Source organism: Roseisolibacter agri, from assembly GCF_030159095.1.
In the GTDB taxonomy this organism is placed as follows: domain Bacteria; phylum Gemmatimonadota; class Gemmatimonadetes; order Gemmatimonadales; family Gemmatimonadaceae; genus Roseisolibacter; species Roseisolibacter agri.
Window position 1 is genome coordinate 501,201 of record NZ_BRXS01000003.1, and the last position, 26,636, is coordinate 527,836.

The following is a 26,636-nucleotide window of genomic DNA, read 5'->3' on the forward strand; positions in this document are numbered from 1 at the left end:
CCATGTCCGTCCTCCTCACCGAACGCGACGCGCGCCTCCTCGGCGCCGCCAGCGAGGCGCTGCTCTCGCCGCTCCTCACGGGCAGCGCGGACCCCGCCCCCTGGTGGGCGCGCGTCGAGCCGGTGATCCGCGAGCTGTTCCCCGGCACCAACGCGCTGCTCGCGCGGCCGGCGGAGGGCGGGCTGAAGATCGTCTCCGAGAGCGCCGACTGGCCCGGCGTCCACACGATGGAGACGATGTCGTGGAGCGACCCGCGCTCCAACCGCTTCGTCTTCGAGTGCCCCGTGGCCGAGGCGTGGCTGAAGCACCGCCGCGCGCTGGGGAGCGAGGTCTCGGGCGAGACGATGTCCGAGCGCTGGCTCGCGGACCTGGGCCATCGCCTCGATCGCAGCATGTACCTGCACGAAGGGCTCTACGGCGCGCGGATGCACGGCTTCATGACGCTCACGCCCGTGCTCCCCGACGGCGGCGAGGTGTTCCTCACCGTGGGCCACGAGCGCAGGACGGGCGCGCGCGACCTGGAGGCGGCGCGACTGCCCGTGCTCGGCATGCTGCTGCCCGCGCTGCGCACCGGCTTCCACACGCTGCGCACCTTCGCCGCGCGACAGGCCGCGATGGCCGCGACGCTGGACGCGGTGCCCGAGGCGCTGCTGGTCATCGGCAGCGACGGCCGCGAGATGCACCGCAACGCCGCGCTGCGGCGCCGCCTGGGCGAGGAGCCCGAGCGCGAGCGCGTGGCGGCCGAGATGCTGGCGCTCGCGCGCGGACTGCAGGCGCTGCACGCGCGCACGCACGGCGCGCCCGGCACGGCCGCGCGCCTCGCGCTCCCCACCGCCGGCGTGCCGCGCACCGAGCGCACGCTGGCGACGCCGCTCGCGCGCTACGTGCTGCGCGCCGCGTTTGGGGCCGAGGCGGTGTGGGGCGCGGCCGGCACGGTGCTCGTGTCGCTGGAGCCGGACGCGGCGCCGGCGCCGCTCGCGGGCGGACCGCTGGCCGCGCTCACGCCGCGCGAGGCGGAGGTCGCGCGCCTGCTCGCGCGCCGCGCCACCAACACCGAGGTCGCCGCCGCGCTCGGCGTCAGCCCGCACACGGCGCGGCACCACGCGCAGCGCGTGCTCGAGAAGCTGGGCCTCAGGTCGCGCCGCGAGCTGGGCGCGCTGCTCGGCGTCGCGGGCTGACGTTCGCCTACTCGTAGCGCAGCGCGTCGATCGGATCCAGGCGCGCCGCCTTGCGCGCGGGGAGCAGGCCGAAGACGAGCCCGATCCCGACCGACACCGCGACCGCGACGAGCGTCAGCGCGAGCGGCGGCGTCGCGCTGACGTTCATGAACGCGGTGGCGGCGCGCCCCACCGACAGCCCGACGGCGATGCCGATCGCGCCGCCCACGCCGGTCAGCGCCGCCGCCTCCAGCAGGAACTGCTGCATGATGTCGCGCCGCGTCGCGCCCACCGCCTTGCGGATGCCGATCTCGCGCGTGCGGTCGGTGACGCTGATCATCATCACGGCCATCACGCCGATCCCGCCGACCAGCAGCGCGACGGCCGAGAGCACGAGCATCACGAGGAAGAAGACGCCCGTGAGCTTGTTGAACGTGTCGAGGATCTGGTCCTGCGTGATGAAGTCGAAGGTGTTCCGGTCGCCGGGTCGGAGGCCGCGCCGCTCGCGCAGCGCCACGGTGACCGCGCCCTGCGCGTCGGCGACGCTGACGCCGCGCCGCGGCTTCACCGGCACGAACAGCGCGTTCGTGCGGTCGATCGCGAACCGGCGGTCCATCATCCGGTAGCCGACGATCGCGTGCACCTTCTGCCCCGGCGGCTCGAAGATGTTCGCGGCCGCCTGGTAGATGCCGATCACGCGCGCCGGATGCCCGCCCACGCGCACCCACGCGTCGAGCGCGCGCGTGGCGCCCTGCGCGGCGCCGAACAGCTTCGTCGCGGCGTCGGCGTCGAGGACCACCACCGCGTCGCCGCGGCGCAGCTCGGCCTGCGTGAACCAGCGCCCGGCCACCAGCTCCCCGCCGTAGATCTCCGGGTAGCCGGCGTCCGCGCCCATGACGATGCCGAGGTTCGTGCGCGTGCCCGCGTACTCCACGCGGTTGAGGATCTGCGCCCAGATCGCCGCGTACTGCACCTCCGGCAGCGCCGCCAGCCGCTCGGCCTCCGCGGGCGTGAGGTCGGGGCGCGCGCGCACCCACGCCGGCAGGTTGTCGGGATTGAGCGGCGTCTGCGAGAACACCTTCATGACGTAGAACGTCGTCGGCCCGGCCAGCTCGATGGTGTGGATGATCTGCGCCTGCACGCCGCGCACGATCGTCGCCATCGCCATCACCGTCGCCACGCCCAGCACGACGCCGAGGATGGTGAGCGCACTTCGCCCCTTCGCCTGGCGCAGCGACGCGGCGGCGACGGCGACGTTCTCGCCGAAGCCCAGGAGGGCGCGCAGCGCGTTCATTCGGCCCGCATCGCGCGCACGGGGTCCAGCCGCGCCGCGCGCATGGCGGGATAGACGCCGAACAGCACGCCGACGACGGCGCCCAGCGCGAGGGCGAGCGCCACGGACCACGCGGTGACGCGCGCCGGCAGCGGCGACGCGGCCGCGACGAGCAGCGCCAGCGCCCATCCCGCGCCCGCCCCCATCGCGCCGCCGAGCGTCGCCAGCGCCGTCGCCTCCACGAGGAACTGCAGCGCGATGTCGCGCCGCGTCGCGCCGACGGCCTTCCGGATCCCGATCTCGTGCGTCCGCTCGCGCACGGTCATCAGCATGATGTTCATGATGACGATGCCGCCGACGACGATCCCGATCGCCACCATCGCCGGCACGACGCTGAACAGCACGCGCGTGAGCTGCTGCCAGAACGCCACCAGCGCGTCCGCCGTCTCCACCGAGAAGTCGTCGGCCTCGCCGGGCCGCAGCCGGCGCACGACGCGCATCGCCTCGCGCGCCCGCGTCATCCCGGCCGCGACCTCGTCGGCGCGGTGCATCTTCACCGAGACGGTCGTGGTCTGCCGGCGCCCGAACAGCGACTCGAACGTCGAGATCGGCATCATCACGAAGCCGTCGAACGACTGGCCGAGCACGCGCCCCTTCGCCGCGATCACGCCGCCGACGGTGAACAGCGCGCCGCGGATGCGCACCTGCCGCCCCACCGGGTCGACGCCCTCGAACAGCTTGTCCGCGACGTCGGCGCCGATCACGATGACCGGCCGCCGCCCGCGCACGTCGAGGTCGGTGAGCGGCTCGCCGCGCGCGAAGCGGTAGTCCTGCACCACCTGGTACTCGGCCGTCACGCCGAAGATCAGCACGTCGCCGAGCGTGCGGTCGCCCCACACGACGTCGGCCTGCGGCGTGGGCCAGCCGGACGTCACCGCGACCGCCATCGCGTCGGGGAGCGCGCCGCGGATCGCCTCGGCGTCGGCGCGCGAGAGCTTGCGCCGCCGCTGGATGCGCCGCCACTCGTCGTCCTCGATGAGCGCGAAGTTGAGCGGCGTGCGCCGCACCTGGAACGCGTTCGACCCGACCATCGCGTCGGCGATGTTCTCCGTCACGTACGCGTTCATCCCGTGGATGATCGCCAGCACGGCCACGAGGAACCCCACGCTGACGATGATGCCGAGCAGCGTGAAGAGGGAGCGCAGCTTGCTCACCCGGATCTGGGTGAGCGCGGTGACGAGCACGTCGCCGGGGCGCATGGCGGGCGGGCCGGGGAGAGGGCGCTCCGACAGTATCGGGCCGCCGGCGCGCGCCGGCCAGCGTCCCAGGTCAGCGCCGCGGCGCCGTGCTGCGTTGTATCGTTGCTCGGTCCCGCGCTCGCCTCACCGTCTTCCCGACCCATGCGCCGCTTCCTGCCCGCCCTTCTGCTCGCCCTGCCCGCCGCCTCGCTCGCCGCGCAGCCCGTCCGCAAGGACGCCGCGCCGCCGTCCGATCCGGCGAAGGTCGCCACGCTCCCCGCGATGAAGCGCGTGCTCGACTCGCTGCGCGTCACCAACGCGTGGACGCTCGACCAGCAGGCGTCCATCTGCGAGATCCCCGCGCCGCCGTTCAAGGAGCAGGTGCGCGGCCAGGAGCTGAAGAAGCGCTTCGAGCAGCTCGGCCTCCGCTCGGTGCGCATCGACGCCGAGGGGAACGTGATCGGCGAGCGGCCGGGCACCGCGCAGGACGGGCCGACGGTCGTGATCTCGGGCCACCTGGACACGGTGTTCCCCGAGGGCACGGACGTGAAGGTGAAGCGCAGCACCGCGCCCGACGGCTCGGCGCGCCTCACCGCGCCCGGCATCGGCGACGACTGCCGCGGCCTCGCGGTGCTGCTGTCGGTGGCGCGCGCGTTCCAGCAGAGCAACGTGCGGACGCCGGGCACCATCCTGTTCGTCGGCACGGTCGGCGAGGAGGGCGAGGGCAACCTCCGCGGCGTGCGCCGCCTCTTCAACGAGACGCTGAAAGGCCAGGTCGACTACTTCATCTCGGTGGACGGCACGGGCTTCGGCGTCACGCACAAGGCGGTCGGCAGCAACCGCTACAAGATCAGCTTCAAGGGCCCGGGCGGGCACAGCTTCGGCGCGTTCGGCATGCCGAACCCCGCGCACGCGCTCGGCCGCGCGGTGGCCAAGATCGCCGACCTGCAGACGCCGGCCGATCCGCGCACGACGTTCAGCGTCAGCATCCTGCGCGGCGGCCAGTCGGTGAACTCGATCCCGGCCGAGGTGTCGATGGACATCGACATGCGCTCGGAGAGCGCGGAGGCGCTGGCGGACCTCGACCGGCGCGTGCACGCGGCGGTGGACGCGGCTGTGGCGGAGGAGAAGGCGCGCTACCCGAAGTCCACGGCGGCGCTCGCGGCGGCGTGGGACACGATCGGCATCCGCCCCGCGGGCTCGCAGCGCGACGACGCGCCGATCGTGCGCGCGGCGCTGGCGGCAGCGCGCGTGCTCGGCGAGCAGTCGGAGCTCAGCGCGTCGAGCACGGACTCGAACGTGCCGATCGGGCTCGGGATTCCCGCGGTGACGATCGACGGCGGCGGGCGCGGGCGCGGGTCGCACTCGCTGGGGGAGAGCTACGACGACACCCCGCGCGGCTACGTCGGGCCGCAGTGGGCTGCAGTGCTCGTCGCCGCACTGGCCGGGGCGAAGTAGTCGTCGCTCGTTTCGGTGTGGGGAGCCGGCTCCGTCGCGGGGGCCGGCTCTTTTTTCATCCCGAGCGCAGCGAGGGATCTCTCACACCGGCGGGCGCGGCGGCCATGGGCTGCGGCTCCCGGCGATCGCGGCCGCTGCGGGCTGACCTCGGTCTTCCCTCGCTTCGCTCGGGACAAGCCTTGCTGCGATCGAGGTCGCCTGCGCCCATGCCCGCCGCGCCCGCCCCACCATCGTTGTCGTCCCGAGCGTGCGCGCAGCGCACGGCGAGGGACCTCGGGGTTCACGCTCGGCGCTCGGCGCTCGGCGCTCACCGTCCCTGCGGCGTGGGACGCATCACCCCCCACTCGCCCGACTGCGCGCAGAGCTTCGAAACACGCAGCACGCAGCACGCAGCCGTTACACGCTCGCCGCCGCGATGAACTCCACGACCCGCTCCACCACCTCCGGCGCCGCGAGGATGCGGAAGTGCCCCTCGCCGACCACCGGCTCCACTGCGCCCAGCGGCCACGCGTCGGCGATGGCGGCGCCGTCGGCCCACGGGACCTCGTCGTCGGCCGGGTCGTGCAGCACGAGCGCCGGCACGGTGAGCGTCGCGGCCGCGCGCGCCGCGTCGAAGTGCGCGAGCGCGCCGCCGACCAGGGATTCCAGCCGACGCTCCATCCCCGCTGCGCGCGCGCTCGGCAGGCCGAGGAAGCGGCCCACGCGCGCGACGTAGGGGCGCGGCGCGCGCGCGGGCGCGAGCAGCACCGCGGCGTGGGCCTGCAGCCCCGCCTCCAGCGCGAGCGTCACCGCGGCGCCGCCGAGCGAGTGGCCGACGACCGCGTGGATGCCGCCCAGCTGTGCGGCCAGCGCGGGGAGGATGCGCCTCCACTCGGCGATCGAGGTGCGGCGCCCGGGCGAGCGGCCGTGCGCGGGCAGGTCGATCGCGACGGCGCGATAGCCGGCGTGCACCAGCCCCTCGGCCAGCGCGACCATGTCGGCCGCGCGGCCGTTCCAGCCGTGGACCAGCAGCACCGTCGGGCCCTCGCCCCAGCTCCAGCCGACGATCGGATGGCCGGCGGCGACGAAGGCGCGCGGGTCGGCGGGGATGCCGGGGATGACGGGGTCGCGCAGCGACCGGCGGCGCGGCGTCAGGAAGAGGCGGGCCGCCTGCCACTCGGCCAGCGGCGGCGCGACGCGGCTTGCGACGGCGAGGCCCAGCCGCGTCAGGCGCAGCCCGAGGACGGGCCCGGCGGACGGACGACGGGGCGGACGGGCGGCGACGGGCGCCGGGGAGGGCGCGGACGTGGGTGCGCTGGGCCAGGCGATGTCGACGGGCATCGGGAGCCTCTCGTGATGGCGGTGGCGCCATTAAATACGACCGATCGTGCTATTTTGCAAGCGTGCGCGTATCTTCTCCCTTGGCCAACCTGCCGCCCCGCCCCGTCCAGCGTTGATGGACACGACCGGTCGTCCTATTCTTTCGCCATGAGCAAGGGCCTCCGCACCCGCCGCGAGATCGTCGACCGCGCCCTCGCCATGGCGCTCGACGTCGGGCTCGAGAGCGTCACCCTCGGCACCCTCGCCACCGAGCTGGAGCTCTCCAAGAGCGGGCTGTTCGCCCACTTCCGCTCCAAGGAGACGCTGCAGCTCGCGGTCGTCGCGGAGGCCGTCGAGCGCTTCAGCAGCACGGTCGTCGTGCCGGCGCTCGCCCTCCCGCGCGGCGAGCCGCGCGTCGTCGGCCTGTTCGAGCGCTTCCTGCTCTGGGTGCAGGGCATCCCCGGCGACGGCGACGACGCCGGCGGCCCGCCGATGTTCGGCGGCAACCGCTGCATCTTCATGGCGCTCTCCGAGGAGTACGACGACCGCCCCGGCGAGATCCGCGACGCGCTCGTGCGCGCGCAGCGCGACTGGCGCGCCACCATCGAGCGCGCCGCGCGCATCGCGATGGACGAGGGCCACTTCCGCGCCGACCTCGATCCCACGCAGTTCGCGTTCGAGTTCATGGGCGTCGTGATGACCTTCAAGCACGCGCTCAAGCTCCTCGACGACCCGGGGGCCGAGTCGCGCGCGCGCGTCGCGTTCGAGGGGCTGCTGGCGCGGAGCCGGCGCGGACGGCGATAGTCCGGGCGAGCGGACTTCTCGCGGAGTCCCAGGCAGTCTTCCGCCCCTCGCACCGGGAGCGCCCATGTCCGAGCCGACCACTCCCCCGCCGGGCCCCGACCTCGCGCGCGACGGCGTCGCGCTCGACCAGCTGCGCGAGGGCGAACCGTTCCTCGGCCACGCGGGCGACGAGGCGGTGCTGCTGGTGCGGCAGGGCGACGCGGTGCACGCCGTCGGCGCGACGTGCACGCACTACGGCGGACCGCTGGCCGAAGGCCTCGTCGTGCTCGACGACCGCGACGGCGAGCCGACGGTGCGCTGTCCCTGGCACCACGCCTGCTTCAGCCTGCGCACCGGCGAGGCGCTGCGCGCGCCCGCGCTCAACCCGATCCCCTGCTGGACGGTGGAGCGCCGCGACGGTCGCGCGTACGTCGGCGCGCGGCGGCAGCTGGAGCCGCTCGCCGCGGACGTCGCGCCCGATCACGCGCGCGCGACGTTCGTGCTCGTCGGCGCGGGCGCGGCGGCGCACGCGGCGGCCGAGATGCTGCGGCGGCGCGGCTTCGGCGGGCGCATCGTGATGGTCGGCCGCGAGGAGGACGCGCCATACGACCGCCCGAACCTCTCGAAGGAGTACCTCGCCGGCGACGCGCCCGAGGAGTGGATCCCGCTGCGCCCCGACGACTTCTACGCGCAGCACGCGATCGAGCTGCGGCGCGGCGCCGCGGTGGAGGCGATCGACGTCGCGGGACGCACGGTGCGACTCGTCGGCGGCGAGGCGATCGCGTGGGACCGGCTGCTGATCGCCACGGGCGCGTCGCCCATCCGCCTGGACATCCCGGGCGCGACGCTGCCGCACGTGCACGTCCTGCGCTCGCTGCGCGACAGCCGCGCGCTCGCCGCCGCCGCGGTGGACGTCGGCGCGCGCACCGGCGAGCACGGACGCGTCGTCGTCATCGGCGCGAGCTTCATCGGCCTCGAGGTCGCGGCGTCGCTGCGCGCGCGCGGGCTCGCCGTCGACGTCGTCGCGCCCGAGGCGCGGCCGCTCGAGCGCGTGCTGGGCCCGCAGCTGGGCGACCGGGTGCGCGAGATCCACGAGGCGAAGGGCGTGCGCTTCCACCTGCGCCGCAAGCCCGCGCGCATCGATGCGGACGCGGTGACGCTCGACGACGGCACCACGCTGCCCGCGCACCTCGTGGTGATGGGCGTCGGCGTGCGCCCCGAGCTCGCGCTGGCCGAAGCCGCGCGGCTGGCGATGGACCGCGGCGTGGAGGTCGACGCGTACCTCGAGACGAGCGCGCCCGGCGTGTTCGCGGCCGGCGACATCGCGCGCTGGCCCGATCCGCACACCGGCGCGCGCATCCGCGTCGAGCACTGGGTCGTCGCGCAGCGCCAGGGCCAGGTGGCCGCGCGCAACATGCTGGGCGAGCGCGTGCCGTACGACGACGTGCCGTTCTTCTGGAGCGCGCACTACGGCACGTCCATCCGCTACGTCGGCCACGCGGAGCTGTTCGCCGCGGAGGTGGACGGCGACCTCGCGCGCGAGGACGCGACGGTGCGGCTGCGCGAGGTCGTGACCGAGGGCGACGCGCCGCGCCCGGTGCACGCGGTGGTGACGCTCGGCCGCGACCGCGCGGCGCTGGAGGCCGAGGTGGCGATGGAGCGCGCGGCGCGGACGTAGCGCGCGCCACGCGCCGACGCGGCGCCGGATCAGGGCGTGGAGCGCAGGCCCTCGTCGCGCACCTCGCGCCACGGCATCACGCGCTCCGTCGTCCACGACCGCGCGTCCTCCAGCAGGTCGTGCACCTCCGCGTCCTCGGTCTGCCGGAAGTCGTCGTACCACCGCCCCAGCGCCTCGAACCGCTCGGGCGTGCGCGCGCACACGACGTCGTCCACCTCGCGCCGGATCGCCTCGCACGTCTCGGGCGCCGCGATCGGCACCGCGACCACCACGCGGCGCGGGCCCTCCTGCCGCACCGCCGCCACCGCCGCGCGCATCGACGCGCCCGTGGCGAGGCCGTCGTCCACGAGGATCACGGTGCGGCCCGCGATGTCGGGCGGCGTGCGGTCGCCGCGGTAGCGCCGCTCGCGCCGCTCCAGCTCGCGCCGCTCCGAGGCGAGCACCGACGCCAGCTCGTCGTCGCTCACGCCCGCGCGGCGCACCAGGTCCTCGTCCAGCACGACGATGCCGCCGCTCGCGATCGCGCCCATCGCCAGCTCCTCGTGCCACGGGAGGCCGAGCTTGCGCACGATGAAGACGTCGAGCGGGGCGCGCAGCGCGCGCGCGACCTCGTAGGCCACCGGCACGCCGCCGCGCGGCAGCGCCAGCACGCGCACGTCGGGATCGTCGGCATAGCGCCGCAGCTCGGCGGCGAGCGCGCGACCCGCGTCGACGCGGTCGCGGAATCGTGCGACCATGGGCACCTCCGCCCGGGGATGCCGCCGATCGCCGCATGCGCCCTGCCAGCGCGCTCCCGGCGGCCCTTGCAGCGGTCGCGGCCGCGCTGCCGTATTCGGACGGCACCAGCACCGTCCCCCCATCCCCGCCCCATGTCGCACCGCTCCCTCGTCGCCGCACTGGCCGCCGTCGCCACCCTCGCCGCCTGCGGCGGCACCGCCACGCGCGGATCGGCCGAGCCGTACGACCTGATCATCGCCGGCGGCACGGTGCTCGACGGCACGGGCGCGCCCGGCGTCCGCGCCGACGTCGCCGTGCGCGGCGACCGCGTCGTCGCCGTCTCGACCACGCCGCTCGCCCGCACGGGCGCGAAGCGCGTCATCGACGCCGCGGGGATGGTGGTCGCGCCGGGCTTCGTGGACCTGCACGCGCACCTCGAGCCGCTGCTCCAGATGCCGCTCATGGAGAGCGCGATGCGCCAGGGCGTGACGACCGCGCTCGGTGGGCCCGACGGCGGCTCGCCGGTGCCGCTCGGCCCCTACCTCGATTCCGTCACCGCCGCGCGCCCCGGCATCAACGTCGCCCACCTCGTCGGCCACAACGACGTGCGCCGCGCGGTCCTCGGCATGAGCGACCGCGCGCCGAGCGCGGAGGAGCTGGCGCGCATGCGGGGGCTGGTGGCGCGCGCGATGGGCGAGGGCGCGTTCGGGCTGTCGACGGGGCTGCTCTACCTGCCGGGCACGTACGCGAAGACCGACGAGGTGGTGGCGCTCGCGCAGGCGGCCGCGGACTCGGGCGGCATCTACACGTCGCACCTGCGCAAGGAGGGTCTGGGGCTGTTCGAGGGCGTGGGCGAGGCGATGGAGATCGGGCGCCGCGCGCGCATCCCGATCGTGCTCACGCACCACAAGGCGGTGGGCCGCGCGATGTGGGGCCAGAGCGTGCGCACGCTGGCGATGGTCGACAGCGCGCGGCGCGCGGGCACCGACGTGATGGTCGACCAGTATCCCTACACCGCCACGCACACCAACCTCGGCGTGCTCGTGCCGTCGTGGGCGATGGCGGGCGGCAACGCGGAGTTCGAGAAGCGGCTCGCGCAGCCCGCGCTCAAGGACTCGATCGTGAAGGGGATCGTCTTCAACATCCTCAACGACCGCGGCGGCGGCGACCTGTCGCGCGTGCAGTTCTCGCGCGTGAGCTGGGACCGCACGCTGGAGGGGAAGACGCTCAAGGACTGGGCGGCGCGCCGCAACCTGGAGCCGACGCCGGAGAACGGGGCGACGCTGGTGCTGGAGGCGATGCGGCAGGGCGGCGCGAACGCGATCTACCACGTGCTCGACGAGGGCGACGTCGCGCGCATCATGCAGCACCCGCAGACGATGATCGCCTCCGACGGGCGGCTGTCGCGGCCGGGCGACGGGCATCCGCACCCGCGCGCGTACGGCACCTTCCCGCGCGTGCTCGGGCGCTACGTGCGCGAGCAGCGCCTGCTGCCGCTCGAGACGGCGGTGCACAAGATGACGGGCATGCCCGCGGCGCGGCTGGGGCTGCGCGACCGTGGCGTGCTGCGCGCGGGCGCGATGGCGGACGTCGTCGTGTTCGACGCGGCGACGGTGCGCGACCAGGCGACGTTCGAGGCGCCGCACCAGTACCCGGTCGGCATCCGCACGGTGGTGGTGAACGGCGTGGTGGCGGTGGACGGCGGCACGCCGACGGGCGCGCGCGCGGGCCGCGTGCTGCGGCGCGGCGCGCGCTGAACGCGCGCTGAACGCGCGCTGAACGCGCGCTGAGCCGTTTCGCGGCGTCGCGAGGTCTCTCCAGTGGGCGCGGCTCTTGCCGCGCCGTCGGGGTTCCCGCTGCAGGCTCCACCCTTCACTGGAGGAGAGCATGAGTCGCGGCTCGCAGCGTCTGTTCGCAACGCTGGTCGCAGGGATGTCCGTGCTCGCCGTCGCGCGCGCGGACGCACAGGTCGTCGCCAATCAGCGCGACGACTTCGAGGGAGGCACGACGATGGGCTGGCACGTGGGCGACCCGACCCATCCCGCTCCGCCCACCGTGATCGCCACCGATGGGCCCGCGGGCGCCGGCGACGCGTACCTGCGCCTGACCTCGTTCGGCAGCGGCGGGCCGGGCAGCCGGCTCTCCGCCCTCAACACCACGCGGTGGGCCGGCAACTACATCGCGGCCGGCGTCACGCAGATCGAGATGGATCTCATCAACCTCGGGCAGAACGACGTGTCGCTGCGCCTGCTGTTCGGCGCCTTCCCGGACGGCCAGGGCCCGCCGACCGACCTCGCATGGTCGGCCGACGCGTTCTTCCTGCGCGCGGGCGCGGGGTGGGTGCACGCCGTCTTCCCGATCCTCCCCGGCGCCATGATCGTGCCGTTGGGCACGTACGCCGGCGCGCTCGGCGGCGCCGACGAGCTGCGGCTCTTCCACAACCCCGCGCCCGTGTTCGCCGGCCCGGAGAACTCGAGCCCGCCCATCGCCGCCGTCGTCGGCGTCGACAACATCCGCGCGGTCGCCGTGGTGCCGGAGCCGGCGACCGTGGCGCTGCTCGCGACGGGCGTGCTGGGCCTGGCGGCGGCACGGCGCCGCACGCGGCGCGCATGACGCCCGTGCCGCGGGCCCGCGCCCTGACGACGCTCGTGCTGGGGCTCGGGCTCGCGGCGACGGCCGCACCGGCGGACGCGCAGGTCCCGCCGCCCGACTCGACGGCCGTGCAGACGCCCTACGGCATGCGCTGGTGCCCCGCCGCGGTGCGCGACGGTGCGCGCGTGCGCGCGTTCGACGACGGCGTCCGCCGCTGGCAGGTCGGCAGCGCGCTCGGCTGGGCGACGCCGGCGCCGCGGCTCGTCACCGCGCGCGGCGACACGATCGACGTCACCGGCCGCCGGCTGGTCGCGGTGAGCGAGGGGCGCACCGCGCGACGCACGCTGCAGGGCGCGGTCATCGGCTGGCTCGCGGGCGTGGTCACGGTCATCGCCGACTGCGGCGTCGAATCGACCTGCGGCGAGCAGAACCCCATCCCGCTGCTCGGGGTGGCGATCGGCACGGTGGTCGGCAGCAAGCTGCGCCAGGAGCGCTGGGTACGCACGTCGGACGCGGCGTGTCCAACGCGCGCCGCGCCGGACCCGAACGGCGAACGGCAGCAAGGATGAAAGTCTGAGAAGATCGGATAACCGCCGATGCTCCGTGGGGCGGCGACGAACGTCGCCCAACGTGGAGCATCCGTCGTTATCAGACCTCATCCGATCTTCATCCTTGCACGCCGTTCGCAGCTCACGGCACTCGCACCACGCCGTCCACGTCCCGATCGAGCGCGATCATCCGCTCCACCAGCGGCAGCGCCTCCTTCGACGAGCGCGCGACGACGACCCACGTGCGCGCGCCGTTCGCGCGACGCGCGCCGTACAGCACGGGCCCTGCGGCCGCGGCGCGGCGGATGGCCGCGACCTCCGACGCGCGGAACGCCCCGCGCGCGGCGAGCGTCGTGAGCGCGCGCGGCGGCGCGACCACCACCGCGCCGATCCACGGATCGCGCGCCAGCGTCTCGGTCGGCATGCCGCCCGTCGAGTCGACGCCGAGCGAGAAGTTGCCCGCGCGCAGCCCGCGCTGCAGCGCGCGCGTCACCGCGAACGGCTCCGCGACGCCGTCGTCCACGAAGCCCCACACGTCGTGCAGCAGCGCGCGCGGGCTGAGGAGGCGCGGGCCCATCGCCGTCGCCACCGCGCGGCGGATCGCGTCGAGCGTCGCGGGCTCGCGCAGCGTCGCGCCCGCGCGCAGCAGCGAGTCGAGCACCGGCATCAGCGCCTTGCCCGCGACGTCGATCACGTCGTCGTTGTAGAACGACAGCGGCCGCTCGACGTACGCCGCCCACGTCGCGACCGGCCGCACCGTGCGCTCCACGAGCCCGTTGCCGAACGCGGTCGCCAGCCCCTCGTCGAGCAGGCTGCGCACCGCGCGCCCCTCCACGCCCGCGCGCGCCAGCCCGGCGGCGACGGCGGCGCGCGTGGTGTCGGTGGCCAGCGACAGCATGAGGTGCGCGACCTCGTGCAGCGTGACGCCCGTCTCGCGCGCGGCCGACGCGGTGGGTGTCAGCTCCTGCACGGCCCAACCCTCCACGACCTCGGCGTTCGTGCTGCCGCGCACGAGCCCCGGGCGCGACACGAGCGTCAGCGTCACCGTGTCGGTGCCGGGCCCCGTCGCGTCGTAGAAGCGCCGCGCGCCGGCCAGCAGCCCGCGCAGCTCGGGGCCGTCCAGCAGCGCGGCGACCGAGTCGCGCCCGCGCGTCAGCCGATCGCGCGACTCCGCCTCCCACCACGCGAGGAAGCGCGGACGGAAGTGCGCGGTGATCGTGGCGACGCGCGCGCGGTCCCGCGGCAGGAGCAGCAGCGCGAGCCGCTCGTCGTAGTCCTCCCACGACCGCGCCTGCAGCCCGGCCAGCCGCCAGCGCTGCGAGAGCGAGACGTGGCGGTGCTCGCGGCCCACGGCGTCGGTGGACGCGGTGTCGATCCGGTAGTCGACCGCGTAGCGCGCCCGCAGCCGCCCCCACGCCTGCGCGGCGGCGGTGTCGGCCGCATCGCGCAGGAAGCGCTCGCGCCACAGCTGCCGGTAGTCCGCGGTGCCGCAGACGTGGACGATGCCGGTGACGCAGTCCAGCTGGTGCGCGAGGTCGGCGACCGGCGAGACGCGCACGACCACGTGCAGCTGCGCACGCGCCGCGGGCGCGGCCACGCACAGCGCCACGGCGGCAAGGAGGAAGAGTCGGAGGCGACGCATGGGACGGGACGATGTATGGGTGCAGCGTCGCGGCGAGCCGCGCGCGCCGCCCCTACGGCGTCACCGGGCGTCGGGTTGCAGCACATCTGCTACGCGGATGCTCCGGATTGTGCGGATGCTGCGGATCGCTCCGCACCGGTGCATGGAGCGTCGCCCCGCGAGGAGCGATCCGAATGATCCGTTCCCATCCGGAGCATCCGCACCCCTCCCAACGGCACCATCTCCGCGGAGCGCCGGCGCGCCCCGAGCGGCCGTGGATCCGCAGTCCGCAGCCCGCAGCCGACGCTCAGACGGCGGGCGCGAACGAGGCCGTCGTCGCATCGTCGCGGGCGGGCACGCGCCCGAGCGCGAGCGTCCCTCCCAGCGTCAGCACCGTGAGCCCCGAGATCAGCGACCCGAAGAACGCGTGCACCGGGATCGTCGGCGCCGCGATCGCGAGCACCAGCAGCGCCGTGCGCAGGATCGCCGCGCGGGCCGCCGGCTCGCCGCGGCCGAGCCCCGGCGTCGCGCGCAGCACGCGCACGCCCTGCACGATCAGCAGCACGCCGAACAGCAGCAGCGAGTACGTGCGCCAGTCGTACGCGAACGGCCGGCCGTCCACGAACGAGCGGTTGCCCAGCACCGTGTTGTACGTGACGTCCGCGCAGTGCGCCGTCAGCATCGCCACCAGCACCACGCCGTAGAACGACGCCAGCACCGTCGCCGCCAGCCGCCGGCCGCGCACGCCCGCGCGCCAGTGGAACGTGCCCGACGCCACCAGGCCGGCGAGCAGGGCGAGCATCACGATCTGGTCGATGTGCGGCATCGGCGTCTCCGGTGACGGGGAGCGCCGAGCTTACCGTCGCCCGCGTCGGCCCGCGAGGGTCGATCGACCCGGGCGGGCCTCACCCCTCACCAGCTCGCGCCGACGCCGAGCAGCAGCTGGCCGTCCGTGTTCACGCGGGCGCCGCGGGTCGTGGCCTCGCTGTCGTGGTTCACCAGCAGCGACGTCGAGACGTTGAGCGCGCGCGTCAGCGCGTAGCGCGCCTCCGACGTCGAGAGCACCACGAAGTCGCCCGTCGTGCGCACGCGCGGGCGCCAGAAGGTGACGTGCGTGACGCGCAGCCGCCGATCGAGGCCGTGCTGCACGCGGGCGCGCGCCGACCAGCGCGTCACGCGCGTCTCCCGCGGATCGGCGTCGGCCGCCGCGCCGGGCGCCGCCAGCGCCACCGTGCGCTCGTCCAGCAGCGCGGCGCTGAGGCTCGCCTCGTTGCGCTTGGTGCGCACGAAGGTGTGCTTGGCGCCGGTGCCGAGGCTCGTGCGCGCCGCGATGCGCTTCTCGAGGTTCGACTCGAACGTCGCCGTGAGGAAGGGCGACACCGTGCCGGTCGGCTGGTACTCCAGCGACGTCGCGCCCAGCCAGAGCCGCTTCGTGACGCGGCGCGGGGCGTCCTCGCGCGTCGCGTCGCCGTAGAGCATCTGCAGGCTGACGTCGAGCGCCAGCACCGAGTCCGAGCGCGACACCGCCGTCCGCCCGCCGAGGATGCGCTGCTCCGCGTCGCCGAACAGCAGGCTGCCGTTGGCCTGCGCGCTCCACTTCCACGGGCGGGGCGCCGGCTTCGCCGACGACTGCGCCGCCGGCGGCTGCGCGGACGAGACGGCGAGGGGCAGGGCGAGCAGGACGAGCGCGAACGACAGCGGACGACGGGGCATGGCGACGACGGCGGAGCGGGAGCGGGGCGGACCGCCGCAAGATAACCCTGCGGCCGCGCCGCCCCGTCGCGCCGCGCGCTATCCCGCGACCGGCAGCGGCGCGTCCGCGACGCCCGGATCGGTGGGCGCGTCGCGGCGCCCCTGCTCCTCGCGCGCGGCCATCACGCGATGGCGGTGTCCCAGCCAGAGCCCCAGCAGCAGGAACGCCACCGACAGCGGCACCGTCACCCACGAGATGCCGACGATCCCCAGCCCGATCGCCGCCAGCGCCGCGTAGCCCCACGCCGCCACCTGGTCCGCCGCGCGGTAGACGAAGGTCTCGATGAAGATCTTCGCCTTGTACTTGTCCTCGCGGCTGACGACGGTGAACAGCGCCTCCATCGCCGGGTTCGTGAGCGCGAAGTTCGCCGCGCGCCGCAGCACCGAGAACGCCAGCACCGCGCCCAGCGCGGGCACCAGCCCCCACGCCGTCGTCCCGATCGCCGCGAAGCCGAGGATGCTGATCGCGGGCATGATCGCGAGCGTCACCGCGAGCCCCAGCCAGCGGATGATGCGCCCCGTGAGGAACGCCTGCGTGAGCGCGGTCAGCAGCTGCACCAGGAACTCGACGCGCGCCAGCACCTCGGTGCGCGCCTCGCGCCCCGCGTACGCCGCGCCCACGACCTCCGTCTGCGCGAAGTACAGCACCGTCCCGCCGAGGTTGTACAGCAGGATGAAGCCCGCGATGCCCAGCAGGTACGGGTTGCGCGCGACGTGCGTGGCGCCGGCCCACACGCTGCCGCCGATCTCGCGGCGCGGCGCGACCGCGTCGCCGTCGGTGATCTCAGGGCGCGGCGCCGCGGCGTAGAACGCGACCGCCAGCAGCGCCGCCAGCTCCAGCAGCACCACCGACACGAGCAGCAGGTTCGTGGGGCCCACCACGCGCGTCAGCGCCGCCGTCAGCGCCGAGCCCGTGATGGAGCCGAGCGTGCCGCCGACGCCGATGAAGCCGAACAGGCGCTTCGCCTGGCCGCTGCGGAACGCGTCCGCCATCACCGACCAGAAGAGCGACGTCACGAACACCGCGTACATCGTCGTCCAGGCGAAGAAGAACCGCCCGGTCCACACCGCGAGCGCGTCCTCGCCCGGCCCGCGCCACGCGAGCCAGAACCCCACGAGGCACGCGACCAGCGCCTGGTACGTCACGACGAGGAAGCGGCGCACCGGCAGCCGCGCCACCAGCACCGAGTACAGCGCGTTGGCGACCAGCGTCACCAGCAGCGTGCCGGCGAACATCCACGGCAGGTTGCGCACGCCCGCCGCGACGGCCATCTCGTCGCGGATCGGGCGCAGCACGAACCAGCTGGAGAGCGAGCAGAAGAAGTAGGCGCAGGCGAGCAGCGTCGCGCGCACCTCGTGCGGCGCCACGTCCACCACTCGGCGCAGCGCCCCATGAATGGCGCCGCCCGCCTGCCCCCGCTCGCTCACGCCTTCTGCCGGGCGCGGAGGGCGGCCAGCACCTCCTGCTCGCGGGCCGGCGCGATGCCCGCGCGCAGCTGCGCCTTCCGCTCCTCGGTCTGCTGGTCGTAGTAGGCCAGCGTGTCGCGCACCGTGTCGGCCAGCGCGCGGAACGTCAGCCCCCTGTCCAGCGCCTTCTTGATGCTGCGCCGCGTGAAGCCGGCCGTCGCGCCGCGCGGCGGGATCCACACCGGCATGTCGCTCCAGCCGCGCACCTTCTGCTCGGTCAGGAAGTCGACGTCGCCCCACACGAACTGCGCGTCCGTGTTCGGCACCTGCGCCTTCATCGCGCCGAGCATCTCGCCCATCGTCAGCGGCGCGCGCGGGCCCGTGACGTTGTACGTGCCGACCGTGCCGTCCTCCGCGCAGCGGATGATGAACTCGGAGAGGTCGCGCGCGTCGATCACCTGCACGACGTCCAGTGGCGTACCGGGCGCGAGGATCTCGCCGCCCTTCCGCACCCGCACGGGCCAGTACGTGAAGCGGTCGGACAGGTCGCCGGGGCCGACGATGAGGCCCGGGCGGATGATCGTCGCCTTCCCCGGGAACGCCTTCTCCGCCTCCTGCTCGGAGAGCGCCTTCAGCGGCCCGTAGAGCTGCCCGCGCTTCTGCGGATCCTCGTCGTTCGGCGTGTCGGTCGTCGCGAGGGCGGCCGACTCGTCGGCCCACGGCGTGTCGTTCGCCGCGTAGACCGAGATCGTGGAGACGAAGATGAACTGCTTCGCGCGCCCCTTGAGCGCCGCGCCCGCCTCGCGCACCCAGCGCGGGTACATCGTCGGGTTGTCGATCACGACGTCCCACTCGCGCCCCGCGAGCGACTTGTAGTCGCCGGTGGCGCGGTCGCCCTGCAGCTTCTCGGTGTTCGGGAAGAGGCCGGGGTTGGTGCGCCCGCGGTTGAACAGCGTCACCGTGTGCCCGCGCTCCTGCGCGTAGCGCACCTGGTGCGGCCCGATGAAGCCCGTGCCGCCGAGGATGAGGATCCTCAGCGGCTTCGGCGCACGTGCCACGGCGCGCTCGAGCGCCACGTCGGGCGCCGCCTTCGGCTCGGCCGCGCCGAGCGCGCCGGGGAGCAGGGCGCCGCCCAGGCCGGCGCCGAGCGCGCCGCCAAGGACGGTGCCGGCCTTCAGGAAATCGCGGCGGGAACGGCTCACGCGCGGGCCTCGGGGAGGGAGGGTGACGGGATGCGGCGGGGACGCCGGGGCTACGGCGCCCGCCGCGCGCACGTTGACCGGGGGCACCCGCGGCGGCAAGGCCGCAGGTCACCGGCGGCGCGGCGTGAACGAGGCGTGAACGAACCTCCGAACGTCGCGGCGTCGCGCGACGTAACTTGGGCACGCCCCCGCTACCCACGCCTCCATTCCCCTCCGAGAATCGCCGATGCTGGTCTACCTCAACGGCGCCTTCGTCCCCAAGGCCGAGGCCCACCTCCCCGTCGACGACCGCGGCTTCCTGTTCGGCGACGGCGTCTACGAGGTCACGCGCGCGGTGGACGGCCGCCTGTTCGAGGTCGAGCGCCACCTGGAGCGCCTCCGGAACGGCGCCGCCGCGCTGGCGCTGCCGCTGACCGACGCCATGGTGGCCGAGCTGCCGGCGATCTGGGAGCGGCTGCTCGCCGCCAACGGGCTGACGGCCGGCGAGGCGATGGTCTACCTGCAGGTGACGCGCGGCGCCGCGCCGCGCACGCACCAGTTCCCGCCCGCCGGCACGCCGCCGACCGTCTTCGCCAGCGCCAGCGCGCTCCTCCCGCCCGACGCGGTGCGCGCGCGCGGCGCGGCGATCATCACCCAGCCCGACATCCGCTGGGCACGCTGCGAGATCAAGTCGGTGAACCTGCTGCCCAACGTGCTGGCCAAGCAGGCGGCGGCCGAGGCGGGCGCGTTCGAGGCGGTGTTCGTGCGCGAGGACGGCACGGTCACCGAGGGCGCGCAGACGTCCGCGTTCGCCATCATCGACGGGACGCTGCGCACGCACCCGCTGACGCCGCGCATCCTGCCGAGCGTGACGCGCGCGGTGGTGCTGGAGCTGGCGCGCGAGCTGGGGATTCCCACCAGCGAGGAGGCGTTCGACCGCGCGGCGATGCTCGCCGCCGACGAGGTCTTCGTCGCCAGCACGACGGCCGACGTCATGCCCGTCGTGCGCGTGGACGGGATGGCGATCGGCGACGGCGCGCCCGGCCCGCGCACGCGCGCGCTGGCCGACGCGATCGCCGCCCGCATCGGCCGCGCGCAGGCCCCGGCGACGGCCGGCGCCTGACGCGGCGAGCTGGCGGGTTCTGCGCGCGAGGACCCCAACTACAAGAGCAGCAAGGATAAGATCTGAGAAGGTCGGATAACGACGGATGGCTCCGTGTGGCGGCGAGGAACCTCGCCCTCCACCGGAGCCATCCGTCGTTATCCGACGTTATCCGACCTTCATCCTTGCCAATGCAGTTCGTCGTTTCGTGGCCTCACCGCTCGCCGCTCTACCTGAGCGCGCGGATCGGGTCCGTGCGCGTCGCCCGGCGCACGGGCCCGAGCAGCGCCAGCGTCGCGCACACCAGCAGCAGCGCCAGCGCGAGGCCGAGCGTGAGCGGGTCGAACGGCGCCACGCCGTAGAGCAGCCCGCGCAGCAGCCGCGTCATCGCCACCACGCCGCCGACGCCGGCCACGAGGCCCGCGGCCATCCACCGGCCGCCCTGGCGCAGCACCAGCGCCGCGATCCCGCGGCGGTCGGCGCCGAGCGCGATGCGCACGCCGAACTCGCGCTCGCGCGCGGCGGCCATCGTCGCGAACATCGCCCACACGCCCACCGACGCGAGCAGCAGCGCCAGCGCGCCGAACGCCGTCATCAGCAGCACCGGCAGCCGGCGCCCCGAGAGCCCGTCGGCGATGAACGCCGCCATCGGCGTCGCATCGTGCAGCGGCACCCGCGCATCCTGCTCCGCCAGCGCTCGGCGCACTGACCCGGCCAGCGCCGCCGGATCGCCCGCCGTGCGCAGCAGGAAGACCGGGCCGATCCACGGCGACTGGCGCATCGGGAGGTACGTCGCGGGATACGGCTGCAGCCGCGTCGGATCGCCGGCGACGTCCGCGACCACGCCCACGACCTCCGACCAGGGGTCGTTGCCGGCGAAGCGGATGCGCTTGCCCACCGCGTCGCCGCCCGGCCAGTGCTTCCGCGCGAGGCCCTCGCTCACGATCACCACCGGCGGGCCGTCCGCGCGGTCCTGCGGCCCGAACGCGCGGCCGCGGCGCAGCGCGATCCCAAGCGTGCGGAAGTAGTCGTCGGTGACCGTCTGGTAGAGCGCCGCGTTGTCCGACGGGCCCACCGTCGCCGGCGCGCCCTCGACCCCGTAGCCGTTGCGGTTCATCGTGCGCGTCGGCAGCTCGCCGGTGGTGGCGACCGCCGTCACGCCCGGCAGCGCGCGCAGCCGCGCCTCCATCTGCTCGATGAAGCGCACGCGCGCCGCGGGATCGTCGAAGCCGGCGCCCGGCGGCAGCTGCACCGACGCGGTCAGCACGCCCGACGGCGTGAAGCCGAGCGGGGACGCCGCCATCGCCCACAGGCTGCGCGCGAGCAGGCCGGCGCCCGCGAGCAGGCTGACGCAGAGCGCGATCTGGCCGGCCACGAGCATGCCGCGCATGCTGCGCGCGCGCCGCCCCTCGCTGGCGCCGCGCCCCTCCTCGCGCAGCGTGCCCTGCACGTCGCCGCGCCCCGCGGAGAGGGCCGGCATCAGCCCGAACGCGAGGCCGGTGGCGAGCGCCACGAGCCCCGTCACGGCCAGCGCGCCGCGGTCGAGCGTGAGGTCGGCGTACGGCGGCAGCGCCGGGAGCGCGAGCCCGCGCAGCGCGCGCAGCGCGACCGCCGCGAGCGCGACACCCACCGCGCCGCCCGCGACCGCGAGCAGCGTGCTCTCGGTGAGCAGCTGCCGCACGAGCCGTCCGCGCCCGGCGCCGAGGGCGGTGCGCACCGCGAACTCGCGCCGGCGCGCGATCGCGCGCGAGAGCAGCGCGCCCGCGAGGTTCGCGCAGGTGATGACGAGCACCAGCGCCGCGCTGGCCAGCAGCATCAGCAGCGGCGTGCGCGTGTCGCCCACCATCGCGTCGCGCGCGGGCATCGCGACGATGTCGAAGCGGCCGTCGCTGTCGGGGAACTCGCGCGACATCGCGGCGCCGATCGCGGCCAGGTCGCGCGCCGCGCCCTCGGGCGTCGCGTCGGGGCGCAGCCGCCCGACCAGCCCGAGGAACTGGCGGCCGCGCGCGCGCACGGGATCGCGCAGCGCGCCGCGCAGGTGCCGCGGGAAGTAGAAGTCGACCGCGCCCAGCGGCCCGACGAACTCGCGCGGCAGCACGCCGACGACGGTGCGCGCGATGTTGTTGACGCGCACCGTGCGCCCCACCGCCCGCGGGTCGCCGCCGAGGAGCTGCTGCCACGCCGCGTGCGTGAGGACGACGTTGTACGCGGTATCGGCCGCGGCGTCGTCCTCGCGCAGCGCGCGCCCCTGCGCGGCGGACACGCCGAGCGTGCGGAAGAGCTCCGGCTCGACCCACGCCACGCGCACGACGCGCGGCGCGTCCGCGGCGTCGAGCACCGCGTCGCGCGGCAGCCCCTCGAACGCGGCCAGCCGCTCGAAGGTGCGGTTCCGCTCGCGGAGGTCCTGCACCATCGCCGCACTGAGCGGCCCGCGGTCGTTCGTGCCGTCCTGCCAGCGCGAGTAGACCTGCATCACGCGGTCGGCGCGCGCGTACGGCAGCGCGTCGAGCAGCACCGACTTCACGACGCCGAACACCGCCGCATTGGCGCCGATGCCGAGGGCCAGCGTGAGGACGGCGAGCAGCGTGAAGCGCGGCGTGCGACGGAGCGCGCGCGCGCCGAAGCGCAGGTCCTGTCGAAGCGCATCGCCCCACTCCACGCGCCGCGCCCGCGCGACGCGCTCCCGATCGACCGCACCCATGGCCTCGCTCCAGCGTTGGGGATCGCCGAAGCGGCGCAGCGCCTCCGCGCGCGCGGCTTCTGGCGTGTGGCCGCGCGCCACCAGCTCGGCGGTGCGCATCTCGAGGTGGAACGCCACCTCGTCCTGCACGTCGTCGTCGATCCGCGCGCCGCGCACGGCGAGGCGGAAGACGCGCCGGATTCCGGGAGGCAGCTGTGGCCGCGGCACGGACATGCCCCGCGCGCCTACGCGGTGCGCAGCGCCGCGAACACGGCTTCGGCGTACCGCGTCCAGGTGGCCGTCTGCGCGACGAGCTGCTGCCGCCCGGCGGGATCGAGCGTGTAGTACTTGGCGCGGCGGTTGGACTCCGACACGCCCCACTCGGCCGTGACCCAGCCGCGCTGCTCCAGCCGGTGCAGCGCGTGGTAGAGCGCCCCTTCCTCGATCTGCAGGGCGCCGCCGGTGGCGTCCTCCAGCCAGCGCGCGACCGCGTAGCCGTGGCGCGGGCCCCAGGTGAGGGCCTTGAGCACGAGGACGTCGAGCGTCCCGGGGAGGAGGTTGAGCCTGTCGAGGCGGTCGTCGCTCACGCGGGCGGTTCCGGATCCTGTCGGCCAGGGACGCGGGTGGCCCGAGCGGCCTCCCCTGAATCATTCAGGGAACAGGGTACGACCGGGCCGGCGATGCGTCAACCGGCCGCGCGCTCGGCGGCGCGGCGTGAACGGAACGATGACGCCGCGTGGGCGGGCGTCAGGCCCTGCGCGCTACGCCTCGGGCGGGCGGCGCATCCCGCGCCGCAGGCGCCACAGCCCGTTGCTGACCGCCAGCCCCGCCAGCCCGAACACCGTGTAGAACGCGGCGAACGGCCAGTTCTGCATGCGCAGCGCGACGCCCGCGACCCACAGCTGGTAGAGGGCGAAGCCGCCGGTGATCAGAACCAGGACGGGGACGAGGGCGAGCAGGAGACGGACAGGCATGGGGACGGGAACGGCGGAGGACGGAACGGCGGAGAACGATACTGCGGAAGACGATGGGGCGTGAAACGGAAAGGCGGACCCTTCAGGCCTGCAGCGTCGAGCTAACGGGCCCGCTTCTTCGCTTCACGTCCTTCCGTCCTCCGCTTCACCGTTCTCCGCGCGGTTTCGTTCTCCGCTTCATCGCGCGCACAAGTGCGCGACGGCGACTCCCTGCATCGACCCCTCGAACGCCTTCGCGAACCCCGGCTGCCCGACGACCTTGTGCTCGTAGACGCGGTTCGCCTTCTCGTCGTGGTAGTACCAGTTCTCCTTCACGGCGAGCTCGCGCTTCGCGCAGTCGACCATGATGATCGTGCGGGAGCTGGTCAGCTCGCCGCGCGCCGTGCGCACGGGCTTCACGAAGGCGACGCGCAGGGTGGCGGTGATGATCCCGCCCTTCGTCGTCATCGTGCGCCGGTCGAGGTAGACCGGGTTCCCGACGACGGTCTTGCCGATCTCCAGCCAGCGCGGCTGCGCGGTGGACTTCCCCTTCGTCTGGGCGGACGCGGAAGCGCCGGCGAGCAGCGGCAGGAGCGCGAGGAGGTGGTGGGCACGCATGGGCCCGAAGGGTGTCGCCGCGCACGCGGCGGCGCAACGCGCGCTGGACGGCTCTCCCGGGGCTCCCTATCGTCGGGACCACCCTCCGGGACCACTTCCGGGACCACCTCCACCCCGCGGATCCCATGCGCTCCCTTCTCCGACCGCTCGTCGTCGGCGCCGCGCTGCTCGCCGCGCCCCTGGCCCCTCTCGCCGTGCCCCTCGCCGCCCAGGCGCCGGCCGCGAAGCCCCCGGTCGCGAAAGCGCCGGCCGCGAAGCCCGTCTCGCACGGCGGCGATCCCTCCACGGCGACCGGCCTGCGCAAGGAGCTGATCGCGCAGCTCGCCGACGCGGAGTCCAAGCTCGTGCAGCTGGCCGAGGCGATGCCGCAGGACAAGTACGCATGGCGACCGGGGCCGGGCGTGCGCTCGGTGAGCGAGGTCTTCATGCACATGGTCGGCGCGAACTACCTGATCCCGCCGTTCGCCGGCGTGCCGCGAGCGCAGGGGCTGACGCTGACGCAGGACAGCGAGCGCACGGTGACCGACAAGGCGGCGGTCGTCGACCACCTCAAGAAGTCCTTCGCGTACGCGAAGCAGGCGATGATGGACGTGCCCGACGCCGACATGGACGCCGCCGTCCAGCTGTTCGGCCAGCCCTCGACCAAGCGCGGCGTCCTGGTGCTGATGGCGACCCACGCCCACGAGCACCTGGGCCAGGCGATCGCGTATGCGCGGGCGAACGGGGTGCGGCCGCCCTGGAGCCCGGCGACTGGCGGGGATCACTGAGCGGCTGCGGGCTACGCGCTGGTACGCCCGATGCCGACTCGCAAGCACACACCCTGAACCCGCGCCCGAGGTCGACATGCGCCTGCCGCTCCATCGGCGCGCCCGCCGCTTGCTCGCGGGGGCGCTCGCCCTGACCACCGCGCTCGCCGCCTGTGACGACGAGGACGGCGGCCTCACCCTCGGCCGCGCCTTCGCCAACGAGGTCGAGGCGGTCAGCGGGTCCGGTCAGACCGTCGCCGCCGGGTCGCCGGCGGCCCAGCCGTTCGTGGTGCGCGTCCTCGACCAGGCGCGGAACCCGATGGTGGGCGCCTCCGTGACCTTCACGATCACGGCCGGCGGCGGCACCCTCAGCGCCACCCGCACCACGACCGACTCGAGCGGGCTGGCGACCGTGACCTACACGGCCGGCACCACGACCGGCCCGGCCACCATCACGGCGACCGCCGCCGACCTCAAGCCCGTCACCTTCCAGGCGACCATCACGCCCGCGGTCGCCACGCCCACGGCCATCCTCACCATCCTGGGCGGCAACAACCAGTCGGTGCGGGCCGGGGCGCGCGTGGCCGTCCCGCTCACGGTGCGGCTGGCGACGGCGACCGGCACCCCCGTGGTGGGGACCACGGTCACCTGGGTGATCACCACCGGCGGCGGCTCGGTGAGCGCGGCCACGGCCACCACCGACGCCAGCGGCAACGCCTCGACCCTCTACACGGCCGGCGCGACGGTGGGCACCGCGACGATCACGGCGCTCGCCCCGGGCGCCGCGCCGGTCGTCTTCACGGAGACCATCACGGCGGCCACCGGCGGCTGAGGGCAGCTGAGCCGCTCGTCATCGCCCGCCTCAGAACGGCAGGTCGTCGTCGTCCGGCAGCTCGGCGTCGTCGATGGGGCGCCAGGGCATCGGCGGCGGCGCGCTGGGCGCGGCGCTGGGACGCGCGGCGGGGCGCGGCGACGACGGACGCGGCGCGGGCGCACCGCCGGCCGGGGCGGCCGCCTTGCGCGGCGCCTCCCCCTCGCGTGGGGGCCAGATCACGCCCGGGCAGCCGGGGCCGCCCTGGTACTTGGGCTTGTCCCGGCACTTGAAGTCCGGCGCCCGCGGGTTGCGCTTGGACTGGCGGTCGTCCCACATGCGCCCGCCGCACACCGGGCACGCCGGGTCCCCCTCGGCCCCCGACGGGGGACGCGGGCCCGCGTCGGGTGCGCTGGGGTCGCGCGGGGGCCAGATGACGCCGCCGCACGCCGCGTCCTTGCACTTGAAGTCGGGCGCGCGCGGGTTGCGCTTGTTCTCACGGTTGTCCCACATCGCCCCCTGGCACTTGGGGCAGTTGGGGACGGCGGACGGATCGACGGCAGGCTGCTGATCGACGGGCATCGGAACGGCGGACGGGAACGACGATTGCGCGACGACCCCGCGCAGGCGGCGGAGTCGGGATCGCAGGATACACCGATGACGCCCGCCGGACCACGTCCGGACGACCCTCGTCGGTACGCGCGGGGAATGCCGTGGAGGCTGGCTCGTGCATGCTGCCCCAGCCCGCTCCCACCTGGCGACCTCGACGGGAAAAAGTGCGGCAGAGCCCGGAAAATCGGCGGACCGCACCCCTCCCGACCGGGTAGGATCAGAGGCACGCCCGCGCCCCCGCGCGGCGCGCATTCCGGGACCGACCGGCGTTCGTTTGCCGCTGTCGCTTCGGCTTATTTTCGGTATCTTGCGAGTACGCCGCCAGGGAAGGCGGCCAGCGGCGGAAGCGGAGCCTCGCGGCTCGGCGATCCGCGCTCTCGCTGTCCGTAGGACGTTTCACTCGAGGGTCT

General features: G+C 74.9%; 24 protein-coding genes. 10 read left to right on the forward strand and 14 right to left on the reverse strand.

Annotation, left to right across the window (positions count from 1 at the left end):
- Positions 1 to 2 precede the first annotated feature (2 nt).
- Complete coding sequence (locus rosag_RS10755; RefSeq protein WP_284350121.1) at positions 3 to 1,178, forward strand: helix-turn-helix transcriptional regulator; 1,176 nt, start codon at positions 3 to 5, stop codon at positions 1,176 to 1,178.
- Between the two features lie 7 nt (positions 1,179 to 1,185).
- On the opposite strand, the gene rosag_RS10760 is transcribed toward rosag_RS10755, so the two are convergent.
- On the reverse strand, positions 1,186 to 2,451 hold the full coding sequence (locus rosag_RS10760) for an ABC transporter permease (RefSeq protein WP_284350122.1): 1,266 nt from the start codon (positions 2,449 to 2,451) through the stop codon (positions 1,186 to 1,188).
- The gene (locus tag rosag_RS10765; RefSeq protein ID WP_284350123.1) at positions 2,448 to 3,689 is read right to left on the reverse strand and encodes an ABC transporter permease; all 1,242 of its coding nucleotides are present in this window, start codon (positions 3,687 to 3,689) and stop codon (positions 2,448 to 2,450) included. Before rosag_RS10765 ends, rosag_RS10760 begins: the two co-directional genes overlap by 4 nt.
- A 141-nt stretch (positions 3,690 to 3,830) precedes the next feature.
- On the opposite strand from rosag_RS10765, the gene rosag_RS10770 reads away from it, so the two are divergent.
- On the forward strand, positions 3,831 to 5,126 hold the full coding sequence (locus rosag_RS10770) for a M20/M25/M40 family metallo-hydrolase (protein WP_284350124.1): 1,296 nt from the start codon (positions 3,831 to 3,833) through the stop codon (positions 5,124 to 5,126).
- Between the two features lie 396 nt (positions 5,127 to 5,522).
- Here rosag_RS10770 and rosag_RS10775 read toward each other — a convergent pair whose 3' ends face one another.
- A complete protein-coding gene (locus rosag_RS10775) occupies positions 5,523 to 6,446 on the reverse strand; it encodes an alpha/beta fold hydrolase (protein ID WP_284350125.1) in 924 nt (307 codons plus the stop codon).
- 147 nt (positions 6,447 to 6,593) lie between these two features.
- Between rosag_RS10775 and rosag_RS10780 the strand changes: the two genes are divergently transcribed.
- Positions 6,594 to 7,229, forward strand: a complete 636-nt coding sequence (locus rosag_RS10780) for a TetR/AcrR family transcriptional regulator (protein WP_284350126.1) — start codon at positions 6,594 to 6,596, stop codon at positions 7,227 to 7,229.
- A gap of 64 nt (positions 7,230 to 7,293) precedes the next feature.
- On the forward strand, positions 7,294 to 8,886 hold the full coding sequence (locus rosag_RS10785) for an FAD-dependent oxidoreductase (RefSeq protein WP_284350127.1): 1,593 nt from the start codon (positions 7,294 to 7,296) through the stop codon (positions 8,884 to 8,886).
- A 29-nt stretch (positions 8,887 to 8,915) separates the two neighbouring features.
- On the opposite strand, the gene rosag_RS10790 is transcribed toward rosag_RS10785, so the two are convergent.
- Positions 8,916 to 9,623 (reverse strand): phosphoribosyltransferase, encoded by a 708-nt coding sequence (locus rosag_RS10790; protein WP_284350128.1) that lies wholly within the window; start codon positions 9,621 to 9,623, stop codon positions 8,916 to 8,918.
- 132 nt (positions 9,624 to 9,755) lie between these two features.
- On the opposite strand from rosag_RS10790, the gene rosag_RS10795 reads away from it, so the two are divergent.
- The 3 genes from rosag_RS10795 to rosag_RS10805 all read left to right on the forward strand — a co-directional run bounded on the left by rosag_RS10795 (position 9,756) and on the right by rosag_RS10805 (position 12,764).
- Entirely contained in the window at positions 9,756 to 11,360 is a 1,605-nt protein-coding gene (locus rosag_RS10795) for an N-acyl-D-amino-acid deacylase family protein (RefSeq protein WP_284350129.1), read from the forward strand.
- Positions 11,361 to 11,490: 130 nt separating this feature from the next.
- Positions 11,491 to 12,216, forward strand: coding sequence for a PEP-CTERM sorting domain-containing protein (locus rosag_RS10800; protein ID WP_284350130.1), 726 nt, complete (start codon positions 11,491 to 11,493; stop codon positions 12,214 to 12,216).
- Positions 12,213 to 12,764 carry a hypothetical protein gene (locus rosag_RS10805; RefSeq protein WP_284350131.1) on the forward strand — a complete coding sequence of 184 codons (552 nt, stop codon included), beginning with the start codon at positions 12,213 to 12,215 and terminating at the stop codon, positions 12,762 to 12,764. Before rosag_RS10800 ends, rosag_RS10805 begins: the two co-directional genes overlap by 4 nt.
- Positions 12,765 to 12,885: 121 nt before the next feature.
- On the opposite strand, the gene rosag_RS10810 is transcribed toward rosag_RS10805, so the two are convergent.
- The 5 genes from rosag_RS10810 to rosag_RS10830 form a co-directional block, all read right to left on the reverse strand.
- Complete coding sequence (locus tag rosag_RS10810) at positions 12,886 to 14,385, reverse strand: hypothetical protein (protein WP_284350132.1); 1,500 nt, start codon at positions 14,383 to 14,385, stop codon at positions 12,886 to 12,888.
- Between the two features lie 286 nt (positions 14,386 to 14,671).
- Complete coding sequence (locus rosag_RS10815; RefSeq protein WP_284350133.1) at positions 14,672 to 15,190, reverse strand: hypothetical protein; 519 nt, start codon at positions 15,188 to 15,190, stop codon at positions 14,672 to 14,674.
- An 86-nt stretch (positions 15,191 to 15,276) separates the two neighbouring features.
- Complete coding sequence (locus rosag_RS10820; protein WP_284350135.1) at positions 15,277 to 16,077, reverse strand: DUF481 domain-containing protein; 801 nt, start codon at positions 16,075 to 16,077, stop codon at positions 15,277 to 15,279.
- A 78-nt stretch (positions 16,078 to 16,155) separates the two neighbouring features.
- Entirely contained in the window at positions 16,156 to 17,544 is a 1,389-nt protein-coding gene (locus rosag_RS10825) for an NTP/NDP exchange transporter (protein ID WP_284350136.1), read from the reverse strand.
- Positions 17,541 to 18,725: an NAD-dependent epimerase/dehydratase family protein gene (locus rosag_RS10830; protein ID WP_284350137.1), complete on the reverse strand. Its 1,185-nt coding sequence runs from the start codon at positions 18,723 to 18,725 to the stop codon at positions 17,541 to 17,543. Before rosag_RS10830 ends, rosag_RS10825 begins: the two co-directional genes overlap by 4 nt.
- Positions 18,726 to 18,951: 226 nt before the next feature.
- Here rosag_RS10830 and rosag_RS10835 point away from each other — a divergent pair, with 226 nt between their 5' ends.
- Positions 18,952 to 19,827, forward strand: a complete 876-nt coding sequence (locus rosag_RS10835) for an aminotransferase class IV (protein ID WP_284350138.1) — start codon at positions 18,952 to 18,954, stop codon at positions 19,825 to 19,827.
- 208 nt (positions 19,828 to 20,035) lie between these two features.
- Here rosag_RS10835 and rosag_RS10840 read toward each other — a convergent pair whose 3' ends face one another.
- The 4 genes from rosag_RS10840 to rosag_RS10855 form a co-directional block, all read right to left on the reverse strand.
- The gene (locus tag rosag_RS10840; RefSeq protein WP_284350139.1) at positions 20,036 to 22,720 is read right to left on the reverse strand and encodes an ABC transporter permease; all 2,685 of its coding nucleotides are present in this window, start codon (positions 22,718 to 22,720) and stop codon (positions 20,036 to 20,038) included.
- 11 nt (positions 22,721 to 22,731) lie between these two features.
- The gene (locus tag rosag_RS10845; RefSeq protein WP_284350140.1) at positions 22,732 to 23,073 is read right to left on the reverse strand and encodes a PadR family transcriptional regulator; all 342 of its coding nucleotides are present in this window, start codon (positions 23,071 to 23,073) and stop codon (positions 22,732 to 22,734) included.
- Positions 23,074 to 23,247: 174 nt separating this feature from the next.
- Positions 23,248 to 23,460 (reverse strand): hypothetical protein, encoded by a 213-nt coding sequence (locus rosag_RS10850; protein WP_284350141.1) that lies wholly within the window; start codon positions 23,458 to 23,460, stop codon positions 23,248 to 23,250.
- A 177-nt stretch (positions 23,461 to 23,637) separates the two neighbouring features.
- A complete protein-coding gene (locus tag rosag_RS10855; protein ID WP_284350142.1) occupies positions 23,638 to 24,057 on the reverse strand; it encodes a surface-adhesin E family protein in 420 nt (139 codons plus the stop codon).
- 125 nt (positions 24,058 to 24,182) lie between these two features.
- Here rosag_RS10855 and rosag_RS10860 point away from each other — a divergent pair, with 125 nt between their 5' ends.
- Both rosag_RS10860 and rosag_RS10865 read left to right on the forward strand, forming a co-directional pair.
- Positions 24,183 to 24,824, forward strand: coding sequence for a DinB family protein (locus tag rosag_RS10860; protein WP_284350144.1), 642 nt, complete (start codon positions 24,183 to 24,185; stop codon positions 24,822 to 24,824).
- A gap of 76 nt (positions 24,825 to 24,900) precedes the next feature.
- On the forward strand, positions 24,901 to 25,635 hold the full coding sequence (locus rosag_RS10865; RefSeq protein WP_284350145.1) for an Ig-like domain-containing protein: 735 nt from the start codon (positions 24,901 to 24,903) through the stop codon (positions 25,633 to 25,635).
- A gap of 30 nt (positions 25,636 to 25,665) precedes the next feature.
- Here the strand turns inward: rosag_RS10865 and rosag_RS10870 are convergent, their stop codons facing one another.
- Positions 25,666 to 26,196, reverse strand: a complete 531-nt coding sequence (locus rosag_RS10870) for a hypothetical protein (RefSeq protein ID WP_284350147.1) — start codon at positions 26,194 to 26,196, stop codon at positions 25,666 to 25,668.
- Positions 26,197 to 26,636: the final 440 nt, after the last annotated feature.